Raw genomic sequence first — 19244 nt, 5'->3', positions numbered from 1 at the left:
CGGCGGGTGGTTCGGGGTGGAGGTCACTGCAGCGCCTCGATGCGGACCGCGGCGGCGATGCCGGCGACCTGTTCGCGCGGCAGCCGGCGTGCCTCGCCGCTGCCCAGCGTGGCCACGGCGAAGGCGGTGGCCTGGCGCGCGCAGGTGGCCAGGTCGGCCTCGGCCAGCAGCGCCGCGACCAGGCCGGCGACCATCGCATCGCCGGCGCCGACGCTGCTGCCGCCGGCCAGCTGCGGCGGCCGCGCCAGCAGCGCCTGCTCGCCGCGCACGAACAGCGCGCCGTCGGTGCCCAGCGACACCGCCACCAGGGCGATGCCGCTGGCCAGCAGCGCGCGCGCCGCCGCCAGGACCGCGGCGGTGTCGCGCAGCGGGGTGCCGGCCCAGTCCTCCAGTTCGTGGCGGTTGGGCTTGATCGCGAACGGCAGCTGCGCGCGCGGCGCGGCCAGCGCGGCGCGCAGCGGCGTGCCGCTGGTGTCCAGCAGCACCCGCGCGCCGGCGGCGGCGGCCTGCGCCTGCAGCGTGCGCCAGCTGTCGGCGGCCAGGCCGGCCGGCAGGCTGCCGGTCAGCACCACCGGCAGGTCCGGGCGCAGCAGCTCGGCCAGGCGCGCGCCGACCGCCTGCAACTCGGCCGCGCCCAGCGGCAGGCCGGGCAGGTTGATGTCGGTGGTGTCGCCGCTGTCGGCGGCGACCAGTTTGAGGTTGGTGCGGGTGTCGCCGGGCACGCGCAGGCAGCGGTCGTCGATGCCGCGCGCGGCGAACAGGGTCTCGAACAGGTGCGCGTTGCCGGCGCCGAGCACGCCGAGCGCGGCGGTCGCCACGCCGGCGTCGGCCAGGCAGGCGGCGACGTTGATGCCCTTGCCGCCGGCGATGGCATGCGCGCCGCGTGCGCGATGCACCTGGCCGGGCTGCAGCCGGTCGATCGCCACGGTCAGGTCGATCGCCGGGTTCAGGCTGACGCTGACGGCCTGCACGCTCATGCGCCGGCTCCGTCCAGCGCGCGCACGTCGGCCGCGCTCTCGCAGTCCAGCGCGCGCTGCGCCAGCGCCTGCAGCGCGTCCAGGCGGCTGCCGCGCAGGCGCGCCTTCACCGCCGGCACGTCGTTGGGGGTCATCGACAGTTCGTGCACGCCCAGCCCGGTCAGCAGCGCCGCGCCGAACGCGTCGCCGGCCAGGCCGCCGCACACGCCGACCCAGCGCCCGTGGCGCGCCGCGCCCTCGACCGTGGTGCGGATCAGCCGCAGCACCGCCGGGTGCAGGCTGTCGGCCTCGGCGGCCAGGTCCGGGTTCTGCCGGTCGATCGCCAGGGTGTACTGGGTCAGGTCGTTGGTGCCGATCGAGAAGAAGTCGGCATGCCGCGCCAGCGCGTCGGCCTGGATCGCCGCGGCCGGCACTTCGATCATGATCCCCAGCGGCACCTCCGGCGCCTCAAGCTCGGCGCGCAGGCGCTCGCACTCGGCGCGCAGCGCGACGATCTCCGCCGCCGAGGTGATCATCGGGAACATGATCGCCAGCTTGGCGCCGTCCCTGGCCGCGCGGTACAGCGCGCGCAGCTGCGGTTGCAGCAGGTCGGCGCGGCGCAGCAGCAGGCGCGCGCCGCGCACGCCCAGGAACGGGTTGTCCTCGCGCGGCAGGTTCAGGTGCGCGACCTGCTTGTCGCCGCCGATGTCCAGCGCGCGCACGATCAGCGAACGCCCGTCCAGCGCCTTGGCCATCGCCATGTAGGTGGCGTACTGCTCGTCCTCGCTGGGCGTGCTGCCGCGCTCCAGGAACAGGAACTCGGTGCGCATCAGGCCCACGCTCTCGGCGCCCTGCGCCAGCGCCAGCGGCACCTGCTCGGGCAGGTTGACGTTGGCGCCGATCTCGACGCGATGGCCGTCCTGGGTCTGCGCCGGCTGGTTGCGCTGTTCGGCCTCGCGCTCGCGCAGCTGGCGCTGGTCCTCGATGTAGGCGCGCGCCGAGGCCAGGTCGGCCTCCGACGGCGCCAGGTACAGGCGGCCGCTGTTGCCGTCGACGATCACGGTGGCGCCGTCGTCCAGGTCGAGCAGGTCGGCGCCGCCGGCGACCAGCGCCGGCAGGCCCAGGGTGCGCGACAGGATCGCGGTATGCGAGGTCGGCCCGCCCAGCGCGGTGGCCAGGCCGAGCACGCGGCTGGTGTCCAGGTGCGCGGTGTCCGACGGCGACAGGTCGCTGGCGAGCAGGATGCAGGGGCGCTCGGGCAGGTGCTCCAGGCTGCCGCTGGCCAGGCTCGGGTCGATCTGGGTCAGCACCCGGCGGCCGACGTCGCGCAGGTCGCTGGCGCGCCCGGCCAGCACCGCGTTGCCCAGCGCCGACAGCTTGTTGGCCATGCGCTCGACCGCCTGCTGCCAGGACCAGGCCACGCCGTGGCCCTCGACCATAAGCTGGCAGGCCAGGGTGATCAGGTCGGTGTCATTGAGCAGTTCGGCCTGGGCGCGGAAGATCGCCGCGTCGCCGGCGCCGAGCCGGCGCCGGGTGTCGTCCTCGATCGCCTGCAGTTGCTGGCGGGTGCGCAGCAAGGCGTCGTGCAGCAGCGCACCGCCGTCGCTGAGCGGCACCGGCGCGTCCGGCACCGGGCCGTCGTTGCCGGCCAGCTTGTGCACCACGCCGATCGCCAGGCCGGGGCTGGCGCCGATGCCGACGATGGCCGGCTGCGCCTGCGGCGGGGTCCAGCCGGCGACCGGCGCGGCGCGGCGCTGCGCGGCGGCCTGCGCGTCGGCTTTCTCCTGCGCGGTCAGCCCGTCGATGACGCCGCGCAGCCGCGCCAGCGCCGCGGCGGCGTCCTGGCCGTCGGCCGAGATGGTCACCGTGTCGCCGGCATGCAGGCCCAGTTGCAGCAGCGACACCAGGTTCTTGGCATCGCCGGTCTGCTCGCCGGCGCGCACCTGGATCCTGGCGGCGAAACCGCGCGCGGTTTCCACCCAGCGCGTGGCCGGACGCGCATGCAGGCCGGTGGGGTAGGCGACGGTCCAGTCGAAGCGCTCGCCGAGGTCGGCGACCGGAGCGCCGCTCGCGGCGGCGGCCGGATCCTGGCTCAGCGCGTCGACGATCGCCTGCGGGTCGTCGCTGGCGAACAGCGCGTCCAGCCGCGGCTGGTCCTGGATCAGCCGGGTCAGGCGCCGCAGCAGGGTGATGTGGGTATCGGACTGCGCGGCGATGGCGACCACCAGGTGGGTGACCTGGCCGGGATTCCATTCCACCCCGTCGCGCAGCTGCAGCACCGCGATGCCGTCGCGCTGGACCAGGTGGCGGTCCTCGCCGGTGCAGTGCGGGATCGCCACGCCGTGGCCGAGGAAGGTGTTGGCCAGGGCTTCGCGGCGCAGCATGCTGGCCTCGTAGGCCGGCGGCACGCAGCCGGCGGCGACCAGCAGCTGCGCGGCCTGGGCGATGGCGTCGGCTTTGTCGCGGGCCTGGACATTGACGCGGACCAGTTCGCTGGCGACCAATACGGTGGGATTCGTCTGGGTCACGCGGGACATCCTTCGGGGTCTGGGACGGCGAGTGGGCGCAGTGTGGGAACGTTCCCACGGCCACGTCAATGTGCACTGCACAATTTATTCGGGAAATGCTGGTGCTACTATCGAATCCGGCCACTTGGAAGGGGGTTGCAGTGGGAATTTTGCGGGAACGTTGCCAGTGACGGTCAGCATCCATGACGTGGCGCGGGTGGCCGGGGTGTCGACCTCGACCGTGTCGCGCGCGCTGGGCCACGGCCCGGTCAGCGAGGATGTGCGGGCACGGGTCGAGGCGGCGGTGCGCGAGACCGGCTACCGGCCCAACCTGATGGCGCGGCGCCTGCGCTCGCAGCATTCGGGGATCGTCGGGCTGATCGTGGCCGACATCCGCAACCCGTTCTTCACCGCGGCGATCGGCGCGGTCGAGGACGTGGCCTATCGCGCCGGCATGCGCGTGATCCTGTGCAATACCGACGAGGATCCGCAGCGCGAGGCGCTGTACCTGCAACTGATGCAGGAGGAACGGGTCAGCGGCCTGATCTTCGCGCCGACCCGCACCACCCAGAACCAGCTGCCCAAGCTGAGCTTCGACTACCCGGTGGTGCTGATCGACCGCGCCGGCAAGGCCGGCGTGCACGACAGCGTGGTGCTGGACAACGCCGCGGCGATGGCGAGCCTGATCGAGCACTTGGCCGAGCGCGGCTTCCGCCGCATCGGCGGGCTGTTCGGCAAGACCAGCAGCACCGCCGCCGAGCGCCGCGACGGCTATCTGGCGGCGATGCAGGCGCATGGCCTGGCGCCGAGCTACCGCGAGGTGGCGCCGAGCGCGGAGGCGGCCACCGACGAGGTGCAGGCCTGGCTGGCGCAGCCCGATCGCCCCGAGGCGCTGGTGGCCAGCAACAGCCTGCTGCTGATGGGCGCGCTGAAGGCCGCGCGCGGCGCCGGCCTGCGCATTCCGCAGGACCTGGCCCTGGCCGGCTTCGACAACGAGAGCTGGACCGAGCTGGTCGAGCCCGGCATCACCGTGATCGAGCAGCCGGTCGAAGACATGGGCCGCACCGCGATGTCGCTGCTGCTGGAACGGCTGAATGCGCCGACCCTGCCGATGCGCAAGGTGGTGCTGAGCGGCCGCTGCATCGTGCGCGGGTCGAGCCTGCGCTGAGCGCTGGCACGGCCGGCGGCGCCGGTCGCAGCGCGCCGCGCGGGCTGCATGGGGTCCGGCGACAGGCGCGGCACGCGGCTGTCGGGGACGCGTTGCCTGCGGCGACCGGCGTTGCGCCGATCCTGCCGCGCCGGCCTATTCGCTGCCGTCCGGCCGCGGGTAGTCGCGTTCCGGATCGGCATGGTTGCGCTCGGGATCGCTGTCCGGCTGGTCGCGGTCCTTCCATTTCGCCTTGTCGTTGCGCACGGTGTCGGGCGTGTGGCCCTGCTGCTGGGGACTGTCCGCATTCTCGCGGTTGGAGGTGCTCGGCATGGACGTGTCTCCGGGGTGCTCAGGCGGGGGCAGGGGCTGGATCGGGCTGGGTGTCGCGCCGTTCGGAGCCGTCCAGCCTGGCCCAGCAGGCCAGTACCAGGGCTTCGGCGTCGTTCCAGGCGATGCGCGGCCACGGATGTTCGGCGTCGTAGCGCTGGCGCAGGCGCTGCATGCGCACCGCGTTGGATTCGCGCGGCAGTTGCAGGAAGACGTCGCAGGCCATCTTGATCAAACGCGCATGCTCGCTGAAGGACTGCGGCCCCAGCTTGCCTTCCCCGTGCAGCATCTTCCAATGCGCCAGTTCGGCTTCGACATCCACGAGCAGGCACGGAGCGTGACTCACGGCGAGATCTCCTGTTGGTTGGGGGGATTGGTTCCGGAATTACGCGGAGGCGCTTCGCCACAGTAGAACGTGCGGCGTAAAGGCCAGGTCACACCGGTGTCGCGGCGGCGGCAAGAACCGCGACATGCCGACAGCGGCGGATGCGATGCGCACAGCATGCACACGGCGTGCGTGAAGACGGCGCCGGCTTGGAGCGGGCCGCGACGCCGCTTACCATGGCCGCGGGTCCGCGCCGCGGACATCCGCACTTCCGCGACCACCCGCGCCGACGGTCCACGCCGCCGTCGCGGCGCCCTGAAAGGAACGGCATGCCCGTCGATCTCGTGTTCGATCCCGCGCAACTGCGCATCGCCGTCATCGGCCTGGGCTACGTCGGCTTGCCGCTGGCGGTGGCCTTCGGCGCGCGCCACGACACGCTCGGCTACGACATCGACGCGCAGCGCGTGGCGCAACTGCGCGACGGCCACGATCAGACCCTGGAGATGGAGCCGGAGGAACTGCGCAGCGGCGTGCACCTGCGCTACAGCGACGACGCGGCCGCGCTGCGCGACCGCAACGTCTACATCGTGACCGTGCCGACCCCGATCGACGCCTACGAACAGCCCGACCTGCAGCCGCTGCGCCAGGCCAGCGAACTGCTGGCCGGCGTGCTCAAGCGCGGCGACCTGGTGATCTACGAATCCACGGTGTATCCGGGCACCACCGAAGAGGTCTGCGTGCCGTTGCTGGAACAGGGTTCGGGCCTGCGCTTCAACGAAGACTTCCACTGCGGCTACAGCCCGGAGCGGGTCAATCCGGGCGACCGCCAGCGGCGCCTGGCCGACATCCGCAAGATCACCTCCGGCTCCAGCGCCGCGGCCGCCGACGCGGTCGATGCGCTGTACGCGGGCATCATCGCCGCCGGCACCTGGCGCGCGCCGTCGATCCGCGTGGCCGAGGCGGCCAAGGTGGTGGAGAACATCCAGCGCGACGTCAACATCGCCCTGGTCAACGAGCTGGCGCTGATCTTCGACCGCCTCGGCATCGATACCCAGGACGTGCTGGAGGCGGCCGGCACCAAGTGGAACTTCCTGCCGTTCCGCCCCGGGCTGGTCGGCGGCCACTGCATCGGCGTGGACCCGTACTACCTGCTGCACAAGTCCGAGAGCATGGGCTACCACCCGGACCTGATCCACACCGCGCGCCAGGTCAACAACCGGGTCGGCGCGCACGTCGCGGCGCGTGTGCAGGCGCTGTTGGCGGGCAAGGGCGTGCCGATGGCCGCGGCCACGATCCTGGTGCTCGGCGTCACCTTCAAGGAGAACTGCCCGGACCTGCGCAACAGCCGCGCGCTGGAGCTGGTGCAGGCCCTGGCCGCCAGCGGCGCGCAGGTCGATGCCTGCGATCCCTGGGCCGAGCCGCAGCTGGCGCGCGAGCACGGCGGGGTCGAGCTGCGGCCGGCGCCGGCGCCCGGCCGCTACGACGCGGTGGTGCTGGCGGTGGCGCACGACGAGTACCGCGGCTTCGATGCCGCGCAGATCCGTGCGCTGGGCACGCCGAACCTGGTGGTCTACGACGTCAAGTCGGTCTGGCCGCGCGAGGCGGTGGACGACCGGCTGTAGCGGAACGCGGCGGACGCTGTACACCGCCAAGCTGTACGCCGCCCAAGCGGGCAACCGCGCGCCGCACCGCCGCCGCGGGCCTGCAGCGCCTACACTTCCCGGCTTCCGAATCTCGCGAGGAACGCGATGCACCGCTACCTAGCCTATGTCGCCAGCTGCCTGCTGCTGGCGCTGTCCATCGCCCTGTGCGCGATCTGGCCGCTGTGGGGCTGGGGCGTGGCCGGGTTCGCGGTGCTTGCGCTGCTGGGCACCTGGGACCTGCTGCAGACGCGCAGCACGCTGCGCCGCAACTATCCGATCCTGGCGCATTTCCGCTACGGGCTGGAATCGGTCGGCCCGGAGATGCGCCAGTATTTCCTGCAGAGCGACATCGAGGAGGCGCCGTTCTCGCGCCAGCAGCGCGCCCTGGTCTACCAGCGCGCCAAGAACGTGATGGACGTGGTGCCGTTCGGCACCCTGCGCAGCGCCTACGCGCCCGACTACGAGTGGATCAACCACTCGCTGGCGACCAGCGAGATCGCCCACCACGATTTCCGCGTGACCATCGGCGCCGACTGCGCGCAGCCGTACTCGGCCAGCGTGTTCAACATCTCGGCGATGAGCTTCGGCGCGCTGTCGGCCAACGCCATCCGCGCGCTCAACGCAGGCGCGCGCCGCGGCGGCTTCTATCACGACACCGGCGAAGGCTCGATCTCGCCGTACCACCGCGAATGCGGCGGCGACCTGGTGTGGGAGATCGGCTCGGGCTACTTCGGCTGCCGCGATGCGGACGGGCATTTCAGCGAGGAACGCTTCGTCGCCAACGCCAGCCTGGCGCAGGTCAAGATGATCGAGATCAAGCTCTCGCAGGGCGCCAAGCCCGGCCACGGCGGGGTGCTGCCGGCGGCCAAGGTCAGCGCCGAGATCGCCGCCACCCGCGGCGTGGCGATGGGCCAGGACTGCGTGTCGCCGTCGCGGCATTCGGCGTTCTCCACGCCGCTGCAGCTGCTGCAGTTCGTGGCCCGGCTGCGCGAGCTGTCCGGCGGCAAGCCGACCGGCTTCAAGCTGGCGATCGGGCACCCGTGGGAGTGGTTCGCGATCGCCAAGGCGATGCAGGAAAGCGGGCTGTATCCGGATTTCATCGTCGTCGACGGCGCCGAGGGCGGCACCGGCGCGGCGCCGGCCGAGTTCATCGACCACGTCGGCGTGCCGATGCACGAGGCGTTGCTGCTGGTGCACAACACCCTGGTCGGGCTGGACATCCGCGAGCGGATCAAGCTCGGCGCGGCCGGCAAGATCACCAGCGCCTTCGACATCGCCCGCACCCTGGCGCTGGGTGCGGACTGGTGCAACGCCGGGCGCGGCTTCATGTTCGCGCTGGGCTGCATCCAGTCGCTGAGCTGCCACAGCGACCGCTGCCCGACCGGCATCGCCACCCAGGACCAGCGCCGCTGGAAGCACCTGGATCCCACCGACAAGGCGGTGCGGGTGGAGCACTACCACGCCAATACGCTCAAGGCGTTGCGCGAACTGCTCAGCGCCGCCGGGCTGCAGGATCCGTCGCAGCTGGGTCCCGAACACATCCTGCGCCGCATCTCCCAGGTCGAGATCCGCTCGCTGGCCTCGCTGTACCGCTACCTGGAGCCGGGCGAGCTGCTGCGCACGGTGCCCGACCATGCCGTGTTCCACGACTACTGGGGCGACGCGCGCAGCGATTCGTTCCAGCCGCCGGCGCGGATCCGCAGCCTGCGCGACAGCAAGTCGCGATGAGCGCCGCCGCGCCGCCGCCGGGATCCGTCGCGCTGCGCCCGGCGCTGCACGCCGACATCGCCGCGATGTGGGCGTTGCGCACGCGCTGCGTGCGCCAGGTGTGCAGCACGCACTATCCGCCCGAGGTGATCGCGGCCTGGGCGTCGGCGCCGGCGCCGGCGACGTATCCGCAGCTGATCGCCAGCGGCGGCGCGGTGCTCGCCGAGGACAGCGGCGGCCGCCTGCGTGGCTTCGGCGTGGCCGATCTGGCCGGCAGCGAGATCGACGGCCTGTTCGTCGATCCGGACCTGCGCGGCAGCGGACTGGGCCGGCGCCTGCTGCAGGCGCTGGAGGCCAAGCTGGTGCCCGGCGCGCGCATCCACCTGGCCGCCGCGCTCAATGCGGTCGCGTTCTACCAGGCGCAGGGCTACGCGGTGCTGCGGCAGGGCAGCTATGCGCATCCCAGCGGCATCGCGCTGGCCTGCACCTACATGGAAAAATACCCCGGGCAGGCGCACGCCGGCACGCCGGCGGCGGCCGTCTAGCGTCTCTTCCGGCAGCCACCCGCGGCGGCGTGGCGGCGGTCCGTCGCGCCACGCGCGCGCTGCGCAGGCGCCGCTTGCGCAGCAGCATGCGGCCTGCCGCGCCGCCCGCGCTGCGCGCCGAATGCGTGGTGCACGTCGCCAACCGCGATCGTGCGACTGCCATCGCCGCCCGCGGTCCGCTATCTTGGCCTGCGCCCATCCCGCTTGCCGCGCATGACCCAGCGACCGCCCCTCGGCTTCATTCCCGCGCCGTTGCCCGCCGACGAACGCGAGCGGCTGCGCGCGGTGGCCGAACTGGGCGTGCTGGACACGCCGCCGGAGCCGGTGTTCGACGACCTGATCTGGTTGGCCAGCCAGCTGTGCGACGTGCCGATCGCCCTGGTCACGCTGATCGACGAACACCGCCAGTGGTTCAAGGCCAGCCGCGGCCTGGACGTGTCGGAGACGCCACGCGAGCTGGCGTTCTGCGCGCATGCGCTGCTCTCGCCGCAGCTGCTGGAAGTGCCGGATGCGCTGCAGGACCCGCGCTTCGCCGGCAACCCGCTGGTGCAGGGGCCGCCGCACATCCGCTTCTACGCGGGCATGCCGCTGCGCGGCAGCGGCGGCCATCTCTACGGCAGCCTGGGCGTGATCGACACCATGCCGCGGCAGCTGGGCACGGCGCAGCGCGAGGGGCTGCGGCGCCTGGCCGCACAGGTGACGATGCAACTGGAGGCGCGCCGCGACGCGCGCATCGCCCGGACCCAGGCGCAGATGCTGAGCCTGCTGCTGGAGACGGTGCCCGACGCGGTCGTGTCGTGTTCCGCCGACGGCACGCTGTCCCAGTTCAACCGGGTCGCGCGTGACTGGCACGGCACCGATCCGCGCGCCTTGCCGCCGGCGCAGTGGGCGCAGTATTTCGACCTGTTCGACGCCGACGGCCAGCGCCTGCTCGAGCGTGAACGGATCCCGCTGTTCCGCGCCTGGCGCGGCGAATCGGTGCGCGATGCGGAGATCGTCGTCGCCGCCGCCGGACAGCCGCCGCGCAGCGTGCTGTGCAGCGCCGAGCGGCTGCACGACGCCGACGGGCACGCGCTGGGCGCGGTCTGCGTGATGCGCGACGTCACCGTCGAGCGCCAGGCCACGCGTGCCGCGCTGCTGGCCGGACAGCGTTTCTCCGGGGCGTTCTCGGCGGCGGCGCACGGCATGGCGCTGGTCTCGCTGCAGGGCGGCTGGCTGGAGGTCAACGACGCCTTGTGCGCGATGCTGGGGTACGAGCGCGACGCGCTGCTGGCGCTGGATTTCCGCCAGCTCAGCCATCCGCAGGATGTCGCCCCCGACCTGGCGCTGGCGGCCGAACTGGTGGCCGGGCGACGCAGCGGCTACCACCTGGACAAGCGCTACCTGCGCCGCGACGGCGCCACCCTGTGGACGCGCCAGGCGGTGTCGCTGGTGCGCGACGAACACGAGCGGCCGCTGCATTTCGTGGCGCAGATCCAGGACGTCACCGAGCAGCACCTGGCCGAGGCGCGCCTGCGCCAGAGCGAATCGCAGCTGCGCACCATCGCCGACAACGCGCCGACGCTGATCGCCTACGTCGACAGCCAGTTGTGCTACCAGTTCGTCAACAAGCCCTATGCGGACTGGTTCGCGCTGGCGCCGGCGGCGATCGTCGGCCGGCGCCTGCCGGACCTGCTGGACGCCGAGCACATGGAGCGGATCCGGCCGCATCTGCAGCGGGTGCTGGACGGCGAGGCGCAGCATTTCGACGCGGAGCTGCGCGACGCGGCCGGCGAACTGCGGGTCATGCATTCCAACTACCTGCCCGACGATTCCATGGCGCCGGCGCGGCCCGGCTTCCACATCATGATCAGCGACATCACCGGGCAGACGCGGCTGGCGCGGTTGATGGAAGCGCGCGCGCTGCGCGACGAACTGACCGGGCTGCCGAACCGGATGGCGTGGAACGAGACCCTGCGCCGGACCCTGGCGCAGCCCGGCCGCCGCAGCGCCGACCAGGTGGCGGTGATGTTCCTGGACCTCAACGATTTCAAGACGGTCAACGACCGCTTCGGCCATCACGCCGGCGACGCGGTGCTGGTGCATTTCGCGCGATTGCTCAAGGCCTGCCTGCGCGAGGAGGACTTCATCGCGCGCCTGGGCGGCGACGAGTTCGTGGTGTTGATGGACCAGTTGGCCGACGCCCGCAGCGAAGCGCACGCGGCGGCGGCCCGGGTGCTGGCCGCCACGCGCGAGGGGTGCGTGGTCGACGGGCAGCGCCTGCCGCTGCAGCCGAGCATCGGCATCGCCCTGCAGACCGGCCCGGCATTCGATCCGGCGCTGCTGATCCAGCGCGCCGACGAGGCCATGTACAGCGCCAAGCGCGATCCGCAACGCCGCGTGCAGATCGCCGACCTCTGATCCGCGGCGGCGCGATGGGGGCAGGGCACGGCGACCCGCGCGCCGCGCCGGGGACGCCATCGTTCGCGCGCTTGTCGGTCTTCGCGCCTGCCTGCCGCGGACGCGCCCGAACACGGCGCGGTCCGTCCCATCGCACTCGCGCGCCTCAGCGTGCGCTGTCGGCCGGCACCCGGCGGAACGGCGCATGGAAGCTTCCGGCGTCGATCGTGCCCAGGTCGGCCTGGCCGGCGTCGAAGCGGATCACGATGTCCTGCGCGCTGAGGAAGAACGCATGCGCCGACGAGGGAATCAGCGGATACACCTGGTCCTTGCGCAGCTCGACCTGCAGGCCGCCAGCCGCTTCGCGGATGTCGAACGTGCCCAGCTCGGGAATGGCGAAGCTGCCGACGAAGCGGCGCAGCACGGCGATGTCCACGCTGGCGGCCCGGCGCTGGATCGGCCGGAAGTCGGGCCAGTCGTAGGCCGCGGCGACGGCGCGGACGATTTCCAGGCCCAGCTGGTAGCCCTGGTCGCCGTTGCTCAGCACCACCGCGCCGTCGCAGCGGTCGGGATAGACGACCAGGGTGGCCTTGTAGCCCGCATTGGAACCATCGTGATAGGCGTAGCGGCGCGCGCCGTGCCCGCCGATCTGCAGTCCCAGCCCGTAGTCGCCGCGTACCGGGGTCAGCATGTCGCGCACGCTGGCCGCGGACAGCACGCGGCCATGTCCGGCGCTGGCCGCGCACAGTTCCAGCGCATAGCGCGCCAGGTCCTCGGCATTGCTCCACAGCCCTGCGGCGGCCAGTTCCGGATAGACATGCGCGCCGCCTGCGATGGGCTGGCCCATGGCGTCGTGCGGTTGCGCCGCCTTGGCCAGCACCGCCGCCGGCAAGGGTTGCGTATAGCCGCTGGCCTCCATGCGCAGCGGCGCCAGCACGCTGTCGCGGAGCAGGTCGGGGAACGGCTTGCCGCCGACGTCGATCAGCAACTGCTGCATGACCGTATAGCCGCCTCCCGAATAGCGGTAGCGTTCGCCGACCGGCGCATCCACCACCACCGGCGCCGAGTTGGCCGGCGCCTGGCCGTCGAGCACCTGCTGCAGGGTCGGGACCGCCGCGCCCTGGGCATAGCCGTCGAAGCCGTGCACGCTGGTGCCGGCGCTATGCGACAGCAGCTGCCGCAGCGTGACCGGGTGATCGCGGGTGTAGACGGAGTCGGGCAGCTTCCAGGTCTTCAGCAGCGCGTTGACCGGCGCATCCAGCGCCAGGCGCTTGTCCTGGACCAGTTTCAAGGCCGCCATCGCCGCGACCGGCTTGCTCACCGAGCCGGCCTGGAACAGGGTCCTGGCGTCGACCGGGGCGCCGTCGGCGGCGGTGACGCCGTACCCCTTGGCCCAGTCGACGCGGCCGCGGTGGATCACCGCGATCGACACGCCCGGCACGTGCAAGGCGTCCATCTGCTCGCGCAGCGACAGCGTCGCGGCGGCCTGGTCCTGCACCACGACGGCCGGCAACAGGCCGGTTTCCACCCGCCGCATCTGCGCGGAGGACGCCGGCGGCGCGGCGCCGGCGATGTTGCAGCTCACCACACCGAGTGCGAGAAGGGTCAGCAGGCGCATGCGTGCTCCAGGTCGATGGCGCCGTTGCGGCGGCCACCACATGGATATGCCACGCCACGGCATGGCCGACAGGCCCGAAGGTCATTGGCCGTTCCGGCGCCCCCTGCTGCCGATGCCGCTCAGTCCGTCGTCCGTTGCAGCCACGCCACCGCGCCGCGCCCGGCGCGCAGGCCGCTGGCGAAGCATGCGCTGAGCAGGTAGCCGCCGGTCGGCGCTTCCCAGTCGAGCATTTCGCCGGCGCAGAAGGTGCCGGGCAGGGCGTGCAGCATCAGCGCCGGGTCCAGCGCTTCCAGGCGCACGCCGCCGGCGCTGCTGATCGCCTCGGCCAGCGGCCGCGGGCGCAGCAGGGTCAAGGGTAGCCGCTTCAGCGTGGCCGCCGCGTGCGCCGGATCCTGCCCGGCCTGCTTGCCCAGGATCTCGAACAGCAGCGCCGCCTTGACCCCGTCGATGCCGGCCTGGCGCCGCAGGTGCTCGCCGAAGCTGCGCCCGCCGCGCGGCTTGCCCAGTTCGGCCCGCAGCCGCGCCAGCTCGCGGCCCGGCGCCAGGTCCAGCCACAGCGTGGTCGCGCCCTGGGCGGCGATGGCCTCGCGCAGGTCGGCCGCCAGCGCATACACCAGGCTGCCTTCGATGCCGTACTCGCCGACCACGCATTCGCCCTGCAGGGCCTGTTCGCGGCCATGCAGGTCCTGCCAGTGCGCGATCACCGGCTTCAGCGGCGCGCCGGCATGGCGTTGCCGGAAATGCGCGCTCCAGGCGATGTCGAAGCCGCAGTTGGCCGGCTGCAGCGGCGCGACGTCGACGCCGCGCGCGCGCAGCGTGTCCTGCCAGGCGCCGTCGGACCCCAATTGCGGCCAGCTGCCGCCGCCCAGCGCCAGCACGCAGGCATCGGCATGGACCAGGCGTTCGCCGTCGGCGCCGGCGAAGCGCAGCGCGCCGTCGGCGCTCCAGCCCAGCCAGCGCTGCTGCACGTGGAAGCGCACCCCGGCCTCCTTCAGCCGCCGCACCCAGCCGCGCAGCAACGGCGCGGCCTTGCGGTCCAGCGGGAACACGCGGCCGGAACTGCCGACGTAGGTGTCCACGCCCTGCGCCTGCGCCCAGGCGCGCAGCGCATCGGCGTCGAAGTCGGCCAGCCAGTCGCCGACCTGCGCGGCGCGCTCGCGGTAGCGCGACACGAATAGCGCGAACGGATCGGAGTGGGTGAGGTTGAGCCCGCCCTTGCCGGCGATCAGGAACTTGCGGCCGACCGAGCCCTTGCCCTCGTACAGGTCGACTTCGGCACCGGCCGCGCGCGCGGTCTCGGCGGCGATCAGCCCGGCCGGGCCGCCGCCGACGATGGCGATGCGGCCGCGCACGGCGGCGGCGAGCTTGCTGGCGGGCATCGGCGCTGCCGGCTCAACGCGGCTTGACGTCGAGCAGCTCGACCTCGAACACCAGCGAGGCGTTCGGCGGAATCACCCCGCCGGCACCGCTGGCGCCGTAGCCGTACTCGGCCGGGATCATCAATTTGCGCTTGCCGCCCACGCGCATGCCGGCCACGCCTTCGTCCCAGCCGCGGATCACCTGGCCGCCGCCGAGCGCGAAGCTGAAGGGCTGGCCGTGGTCGGCGGAGGCGTCGAACTTCTCGCCGCGCTGGTCCTTGGCGTTCTCGTCGTACAGCCAGCCGGTGTAGTGCACGGTCACCTGGCTGCCGGGGCGCGCCTCGGCGCCGCTGCCGACCTGTTCGTCGATCATCTCGAACGCGGCGATGCTGCCGCCGGGCGGCGGACCGGGCGGCGTGCAGCCGCCCAACAGCCAGGCCGGCAACGACAGGCTCAACAGCAGCAGGGCACGGCGCATGCGGACATCCATGGCGAACAGGGCGTGCAAGGGTAGCGCATCGCCGCAGCGGCTATCATCGGCGCATGGCCAAACTGCTGCTCAACCTGCGCAACGTCCCCGACGACGAACTCGCCGAGGTGCGCGCGCTGCTCGACGGCGCGCGCATCGACTACTACGAGACCCGCCCCGGCACCTTCGGCATTTCCGCCGGCGGCGTGTGGCTGCGCGAGGACGCCGAGCAGGCACGGGCCAAGGCGCTGCTGGCCGACTACCAGGCGCAACGCGGCGAGCGCGCCCGCGCCGAGCGCGCTGCGGCGTTGCGCGACGGCAGCGCCGAGACCTTCGCCACGCTGCTGCGGCGGCGCCCGCTGTTCGTGCTGGGCACGCTGCTGGGCATGCTGCTGATCGCCTCGCTGGTGCTGCTGCCGTTCTTCCTGCTGCGCGGCTAGGTGCGCGCGGCGCTCGCCCTGTGCGAGCGCCCGCAAGCGCGTGGTGCGCTGAGGCGCAAGCGTTGCGCAACGCCCAGGCAGCATGCGTCCGTGCGCGTTCAGGCGCATGCGGTCTGCTTGGCGCAACTGCCGCACCGGCGTCGCCTGGGCGGCGCGCGCTAAAATGCGCGGATGATCGCCAACACCGCCGCCTACCATTTCGTCGCCATCGCCGATCCCGACGCGCTCGCCGCGCGCCTGCAGGCGTGGGCGCAGGCGGGCGCCCTGCGCGGCACCATCCTGGTCGCGGGCGAGGGCATCAACCTGTTCCTGGCCGGCGCGCCGGAGGCGATCGACGACTTCTACGCGCAGCTGCGCGCCGATCCGTGCTTCGCCGGGCTGCGGGTCAAGACCAGCGCCAGCGCGCAGCAGCCGTTCGCGCGGCTGAAGACCAAGGTCAAGCCGGAGATCATCAGTTTCCGCCGCGATGCGGCCTCGCCGCTGGACGCCGAACGCGCACCGTCGGTGGCGCCGGCGACGCTGCGGCGCTGGCTGCGCCAGGGCCACGACGACGCCGGCCGGCGCCTGGTGCTGCTGGACACGCGCAATGCGCAGGAAGTGGAGTACGGCACGTTCGCCGGCGCGCTGACCCTGCCGATCGTCAAGTTCACCGAGCTGCCCGAGGCGCTGGCGCCGCATCGCGCCGCGCTGGCCGATGCCACCGTGGTCAGCTTCTGCACCGGCGGCATCCGCTGCGAGAAGGCGGCGCTGTGGATGCGCGCCGACGGCATGGACAACGTGCTGCAGCTGGACGGCGGCATCCTCGGCTACTTCGAGCACGTGGGCGGCGAAGGCTACGACGGCCGCTGCTTCGTGTTCGACGAACGCGTGGCGCTGGACCCGCAACTGCAGCCGCTGGTGGATGTTGCTGAGGTGGGGATTGGGGAGTCGGGATTGGGGATTGGCAGAAGCGGGCTGCCCCGCAACTGACCGAAACTTGCGGTCTGCAAGTTGGTTTCGGCTCGCTGCATGCCGCGTCCCCTCAGAGCCTCAAAAAAATCCGCTCCAGCGAATCCCAAATCCCCAAACACGAATCCCGAAAAAAGGATCTGGCTTGGAAAGCGCCCGAGCCGTACGGTGTTCGCCAGAGGAGCTAGCCAGTGGCGCGATGGCGCACTCGGCCCCTCAGGTCAGGCAACAGCCGCTTTAACGAATCTCCAATCCCGACCCCCCAATCCCACCGCCGTCAGGCGTACTGCATCTTGCGCGTCATCCCGCCATCGACGACGAAATCCTGCCCGGTGACGAAGCCGGCATCGGCCGACAGCAGATACACCGCCAGCGCACCGATGTCCTGCGGGGTGCCGACGCGGCCGGCCGGATGCTGCGCATGGTCCTGCCGCGACAGCGCCGGCTTGCGCCGCGCGCTCGGCTTGCGCCACGCATCGGTGGCGATCCAGCCGGGGCTGATGCAGTTGACCCGCACCGCCGGCCCGGCGCTGATCGCCAACGCGTGGGTGAAGGCGAGCAGGCCGCCTTTCGCCGCCGCGTAGGCTTCGCTGTCCGGCTCGGATTGGTGGGCGCGGGTCGAGGCGATATTGACGATCGCGCCGCCACCGGCGCTGTCGCGCAGCGCCGGCAGCGCATGCTTGCTGCACAGGAAGGCGCCGCCCAGGCTCGCGCCCAGGCGCCGGTTCCATTCGCGCAGCGCCAGCCGCTCCAGCGGGCCGCTGTGCGGATCGGCGATGCCGGCGTTGTTGACCAGGCCGTCGAGGCGGCCGAAGCGCGCCAGCGCGGCGTCGACGAAGCGGTGCACGCTGGCCTCTGCGGCCACGTCCAGGCGCCGGAACAGCACGCGCTCGCCGGCATCCAGCTCGGCCACGCAGGCGCGCCCGGCCTCGGCATCGAGGTCGCCGAACGCGACCCGGCCGCCGGCGCCGAGCACCGCCTGCACCACGCCGCGGCCGATGCCCTGCGCGCCGCCGGTGACCAGGACCACGCGGTCGCGCAGGGGCAGGGCGGGAGTGGCGGAGACTGGCGGGATCAAAGACATGGCGCACACCGGGCAGGGCGGGAGTGCAAGCGTAGCCAAGCGGTCGTGCAGTCGGCGTTGCCGTCGCGCGCCCGCGCGTGGGTGTCGCAAGACAGCGGGGCGCACGTACCCTCATCCGCGCCTTCGGGGCACCTTCCCCCGAAAAAGGGGCCATGGTCCCGATGCGAGAAGGGAAGCGTTCAAGCCCCTCTCCCCCCGGGAGAGGGGTTGGGGTGAGGGTACGCCCGCACGCAAACCCTGGCGCAGCCATGCCGCCACCGCAAATCAGCGTTCCGGCACACGCCGCTGCAATCGGCGCCGAACGCCCCCAGTTACAAGCCATCGCTTTGCAGGAACCCGCTCTCCATGATGCCGATCTCCATCCTCGATCTCGCCCCGGTCTGCGAAGGCAGCGACACCACCCAGGCCTTCGCCAACATGCTGGACCTGGCGCAGCACGCCGAGCGCTGGGGCTACCACCGCTACTGGCTGGCCGAGCATCACAACATGCCCGGCATCGCCAGCGCCGCCACCGCGGTGCTGATCGGGCACGTGGCCGGCGGCACGCGCCGGATCCGGGTCGGCGCCGGCGGCATCATGCTGCCCAACCATGCGCCGCTGCAGGTGGCCGAGCAGTTCGGCACCCTGGCCTCGCTGTATCCCGGGCGCATCGACCTGGGCCTGGGCCGCGCGCCCGGCACCGACCAGCCCACCGCGCGCGCCTTGCGCCGCTATTTCGACAGTGCCGACCAGTTCCCGCAGGACGTGGCCGAACTGCTGCGCTATTTCGAGCCGGCCGAACCCGGCCAGCTGGTGCGCGCGGTGCCGGGCGCCGGCATCGAGGTGCCGGTGTGGCTGCTCGGCTCCAGCCTGTTCAGCGCGCGCCTGGCGGCGGCGCTGGGGCTGCCGTTCGCGTTCGCCTCGCACTTCGCCCCGGATGCGATGGACGAGGCGCTGGCGGTCTACCGCCGCGAGTTCCGTCCCTCGGCGCGGCTGCGCGATCCGTACGCGGTGCTGGCGCTGAACGTGGTCGGCGCCGAGTCCACTGCCGCGGCGCGGCGCCTGTTCACCACCCAGCAGCAGAGCTTCGTCAATCTGCGCCGCGGCCGTCCTGGCCTGATCCCGCCGCCGATCGACGACATCGAGGCGTTCTGGCAACCGCACGAGAAGGCCGGCGTGGAGCGTGCGCTGGCCTGCACCGTGCTCGGCGATCCGGCCGAGGTCGCGCGCGGCATGGCCGAGTTCGTCGCCCGCCACCGCCCCGACGAGCTGCTGCTGACCGCCAACATCCACGACCATGCGGCGCGGCTGCGCTCGTTCGCGATCGCCGCCGAGGCCTGGACCCAGGCCGCGGCCGCGTAGGCGCCGGCGAACGCGGCCGCATCCCGCCGCCGCGTCCGCCACGCAGGCGGCTCGGGCGGCCTTGGTGCGCCGCGTAGACAAGTCACGGTGGCAGCGGCGGATTTCACCGGGCCTTGCCTGCGCCTGGGATGAGATCGGATGCGCGTGCCAGGTACTGGGACGCACGTGGCAGCAGGACACGGCGTGGGCCGGTCCGGCGCCACGCATCCAGGGATCGCGACAGGGGGCACTACATGGAAACCGACTATTTGCCGCCGGCGGCGCGCGGCTGCGGGCTGGAAGCCGTCTTGCATCAGCTCGCCCTGCAACTGCAACGTCTGCAGCGCAACGCCCACGAATCCCGCGCGGCGCAGCAGCCGCAGCGGCATGTGTTTGCCGAGGCGCCGATTCCCGACTGAGCGTAGTGTCCGCGATCGACCCCGCGCCGACATGCGGGCATTGCCCGAG

General features: G+C 72.4%; 17 protein-coding genes. 9 read left to right on the top strand and 8 right to left on the bottom strand.

From position 1 onward, the window contains the following. Positions 1 to 23 precede the first annotated feature (23 nt). Together AB3X10_RS13440 and ptsP are read right to left on the bottom strand one after the other, a co-directional pair. Entirely contained in the window at positions 24 to 977 is a 954-nt protein-coding gene (locus AB3X10_RS13440; protein WP_369975577.1) for a 1-phosphofructokinase family hexose kinase, read from the bottom strand. Then, the gene (gene ptsP, locus AB3X10_RS13435; RefSeq protein ID WP_369975576.1) at positions 974 to 3493 is read right to left on the bottom strand and encodes a phosphoenolpyruvate--protein phosphotransferase; all 2520 of its coding nucleotides are present in this window, start codon (positions 3491 to 3493) and stop codon (positions 974 to 976) included. Before ptsP ends, AB3X10_RS13440 begins: the two co-directional genes overlap by 4 nt. A 157-nt stretch (positions 3494 to 3650) precedes the next feature. On the opposite strand from ptsP, the gene AB3X10_RS13430 reads away from it, so the two are divergent. Further along, positions 3651 to 4631: a LacI family DNA-binding transcriptional regulator gene (locus AB3X10_RS13430; protein WP_369975575.1), complete on the top strand. Its 981-nt coding sequence runs from the start codon at positions 3651 to 3653 to the stop codon at positions 4629 to 4631. A gap of 135 nt (positions 4632 to 4766) precedes the next feature. Here the strand turns inward: AB3X10_RS13430 and AB3X10_RS13425 are convergent, their stop codons facing one another. Next, positions 4767 to 4943: a hypothetical protein gene (locus AB3X10_RS13425; RefSeq protein ID WP_369975574.1), complete on the bottom strand. Its 177-nt coding sequence runs from the start codon at positions 4941 to 4943 to the stop codon at positions 4767 to 4769. A 19-nt stretch (positions 4944 to 4962) separates the two neighbouring features. Beyond that, positions 4963 to 5286, bottom strand: coding sequence for a transposase (locus tag AB3X10_RS13420; protein WP_369975572.1), 324 nt, complete (start codon positions 5284 to 5286; stop codon positions 4963 to 4965). 308 nt (positions 5287 to 5594) lie between these two features. Here AB3X10_RS13420 and AB3X10_RS13415 point away from each other — a divergent pair, with 308 nt between their 5' ends. From AB3X10_RS13415 to AB3X10_RS13400, 4 genes are all read left to right on the top strand, one after another. Further along, positions 5595 to 6887 carry a nucleotide sugar dehydrogenase gene (locus AB3X10_RS13415; protein WP_369975570.1) on the top strand — a complete coding sequence of 431 codons (1293 nt, stop codon included), beginning with the start codon at positions 5595 to 5597 and terminating at the stop codon, positions 6885 to 6887. Positions 6888 to 7013: 126 nt separating this feature from the next. Further along, positions 7014 to 8636 (top strand): FMN-binding glutamate synthase family protein, encoded by a 1623-nt coding sequence (locus AB3X10_RS13410; protein WP_369975569.1) that lies wholly within the window; start codon positions 7014 to 7016, stop codon positions 8634 to 8636. Continuing rightward, positions 8633 to 9160: a GNAT family N-acetyltransferase gene (locus AB3X10_RS13405; protein ID WP_369975567.1), complete on the top strand. Its 528-nt coding sequence runs from the start codon at positions 8633 to 8635 to the stop codon at positions 9158 to 9160. Before AB3X10_RS13410 ends, AB3X10_RS13405 begins: the two co-directional genes overlap by 4 nt. A 213-nt stretch (positions 9161 to 9373) precedes the next feature. After that, positions 9374 to 11560 (top strand): diguanylate cyclase domain-containing protein, encoded by a 2187-nt coding sequence (locus AB3X10_RS13400; protein ID WP_369975566.1) that lies wholly within the window; start codon positions 9374 to 9376, stop codon positions 11558 to 11560. 145 nt (positions 11561 to 11705) lie between these two features. Here the strand turns inward: AB3X10_RS13400 and AB3X10_RS13395 are convergent, their stop codons facing one another. The 3 genes from AB3X10_RS13395 to AB3X10_RS13385 form a co-directional block, all read right to left on the bottom strand. After that, the gene (locus AB3X10_RS13395) at positions 11706 to 13157 is read right to left on the bottom strand and encodes a serine hydrolase domain-containing protein (RefSeq protein WP_369975564.1); all 1452 of its coding nucleotides are present in this window, start codon (positions 13155 to 13157) and stop codon (positions 11706 to 11708) included. 119 nt (positions 13158 to 13276) lie between these two features. After that, on the bottom strand, positions 13277 to 14536 hold the full coding sequence (locus tag AB3X10_RS13390; RefSeq protein WP_369975562.1) for a TIGR03862 family flavoprotein: 1260 nt from the start codon (positions 14534 to 14536) through the stop codon (positions 13277 to 13279). Positions 14537 to 14549: 13 nt separating this feature from the next. Next, entirely contained in the window at positions 14550 to 14993 is a 444-nt protein-coding gene (locus tag AB3X10_RS13385; RefSeq protein WP_369975561.1) for an FKBP-type peptidyl-prolyl cis-trans isomerase, read from the bottom strand. Positions 14994 to 15058: 65 nt separating this feature from the next. Here AB3X10_RS13385 and AB3X10_RS13380 point away from each other — a divergent pair, with 65 nt between their 5' ends. Together AB3X10_RS13380 and AB3X10_RS13375 are read left to right on the top strand one after the other, a co-directional pair. After that, positions 15059 to 15424: a DUF6164 family protein gene (locus AB3X10_RS13380; protein ID WP_369975559.1), complete on the top strand. Its 366-nt coding sequence runs from the start codon at positions 15059 to 15061 to the stop codon at positions 15422 to 15424. A gap of 171 nt (positions 15425 to 15595) precedes the next feature. Further along, complete coding sequence (locus tag AB3X10_RS13375; RefSeq protein WP_369975557.1) at positions 15596 to 16393, top strand: sulfurtransferase; 798 nt, start codon at positions 15596 to 15598, stop codon at positions 16391 to 16393. Positions 16394 to 16649: 256 nt separating this feature from the next. On the opposite strand, the gene AB3X10_RS13370 is transcribed toward AB3X10_RS13375, so the two are convergent. After that, on the bottom strand, positions 16650 to 17456 hold the full coding sequence (locus AB3X10_RS13370; protein WP_369975556.1) for an SDR family oxidoreductase: 807 nt from the start codon (positions 17454 to 17456) through the stop codon (positions 16650 to 16652). A 345-nt stretch (positions 17457 to 17801) separates the two neighbouring features. On the opposite strand from AB3X10_RS13370, the gene AB3X10_RS13365 reads away from it, so the two are divergent. Together AB3X10_RS13365 and AB3X10_RS13360 are read left to right on the top strand one after the other, a co-directional pair. Further along, on the top strand, positions 17802 to 18797 hold the full coding sequence (locus tag AB3X10_RS13365; protein WP_369975554.1) for an LLM class flavin-dependent oxidoreductase: 996 nt from the start codon (positions 17802 to 17804) through the stop codon (positions 18795 to 18797). Positions 18798 to 19030: 233 nt separating this feature from the next. After that, the gene (locus AB3X10_RS13360) at positions 19031 to 19195 is read left to right on the top strand and encodes a hypothetical protein (protein WP_369975553.1); all 165 of its coding nucleotides are present in this window, start codon (positions 19031 to 19033) and stop codon (positions 19193 to 19195) included. Positions 19196 to 19244 lie beyond the last annotated feature (49 nt).

This window comes from Xanthomonas sp. DAR 80977 (assembly GCF_041240605.1).
GTDB classification, from domain to species: Bacteria; Pseudomonadota; Gammaproteobacteria; order Xanthomonadales; family Xanthomonadaceae; genus Xanthomonas_A; species Xanthomonas_A bundabergensis.
This window is presented reverse-complemented; position numbering and strand designations above follow the sequence as displayed.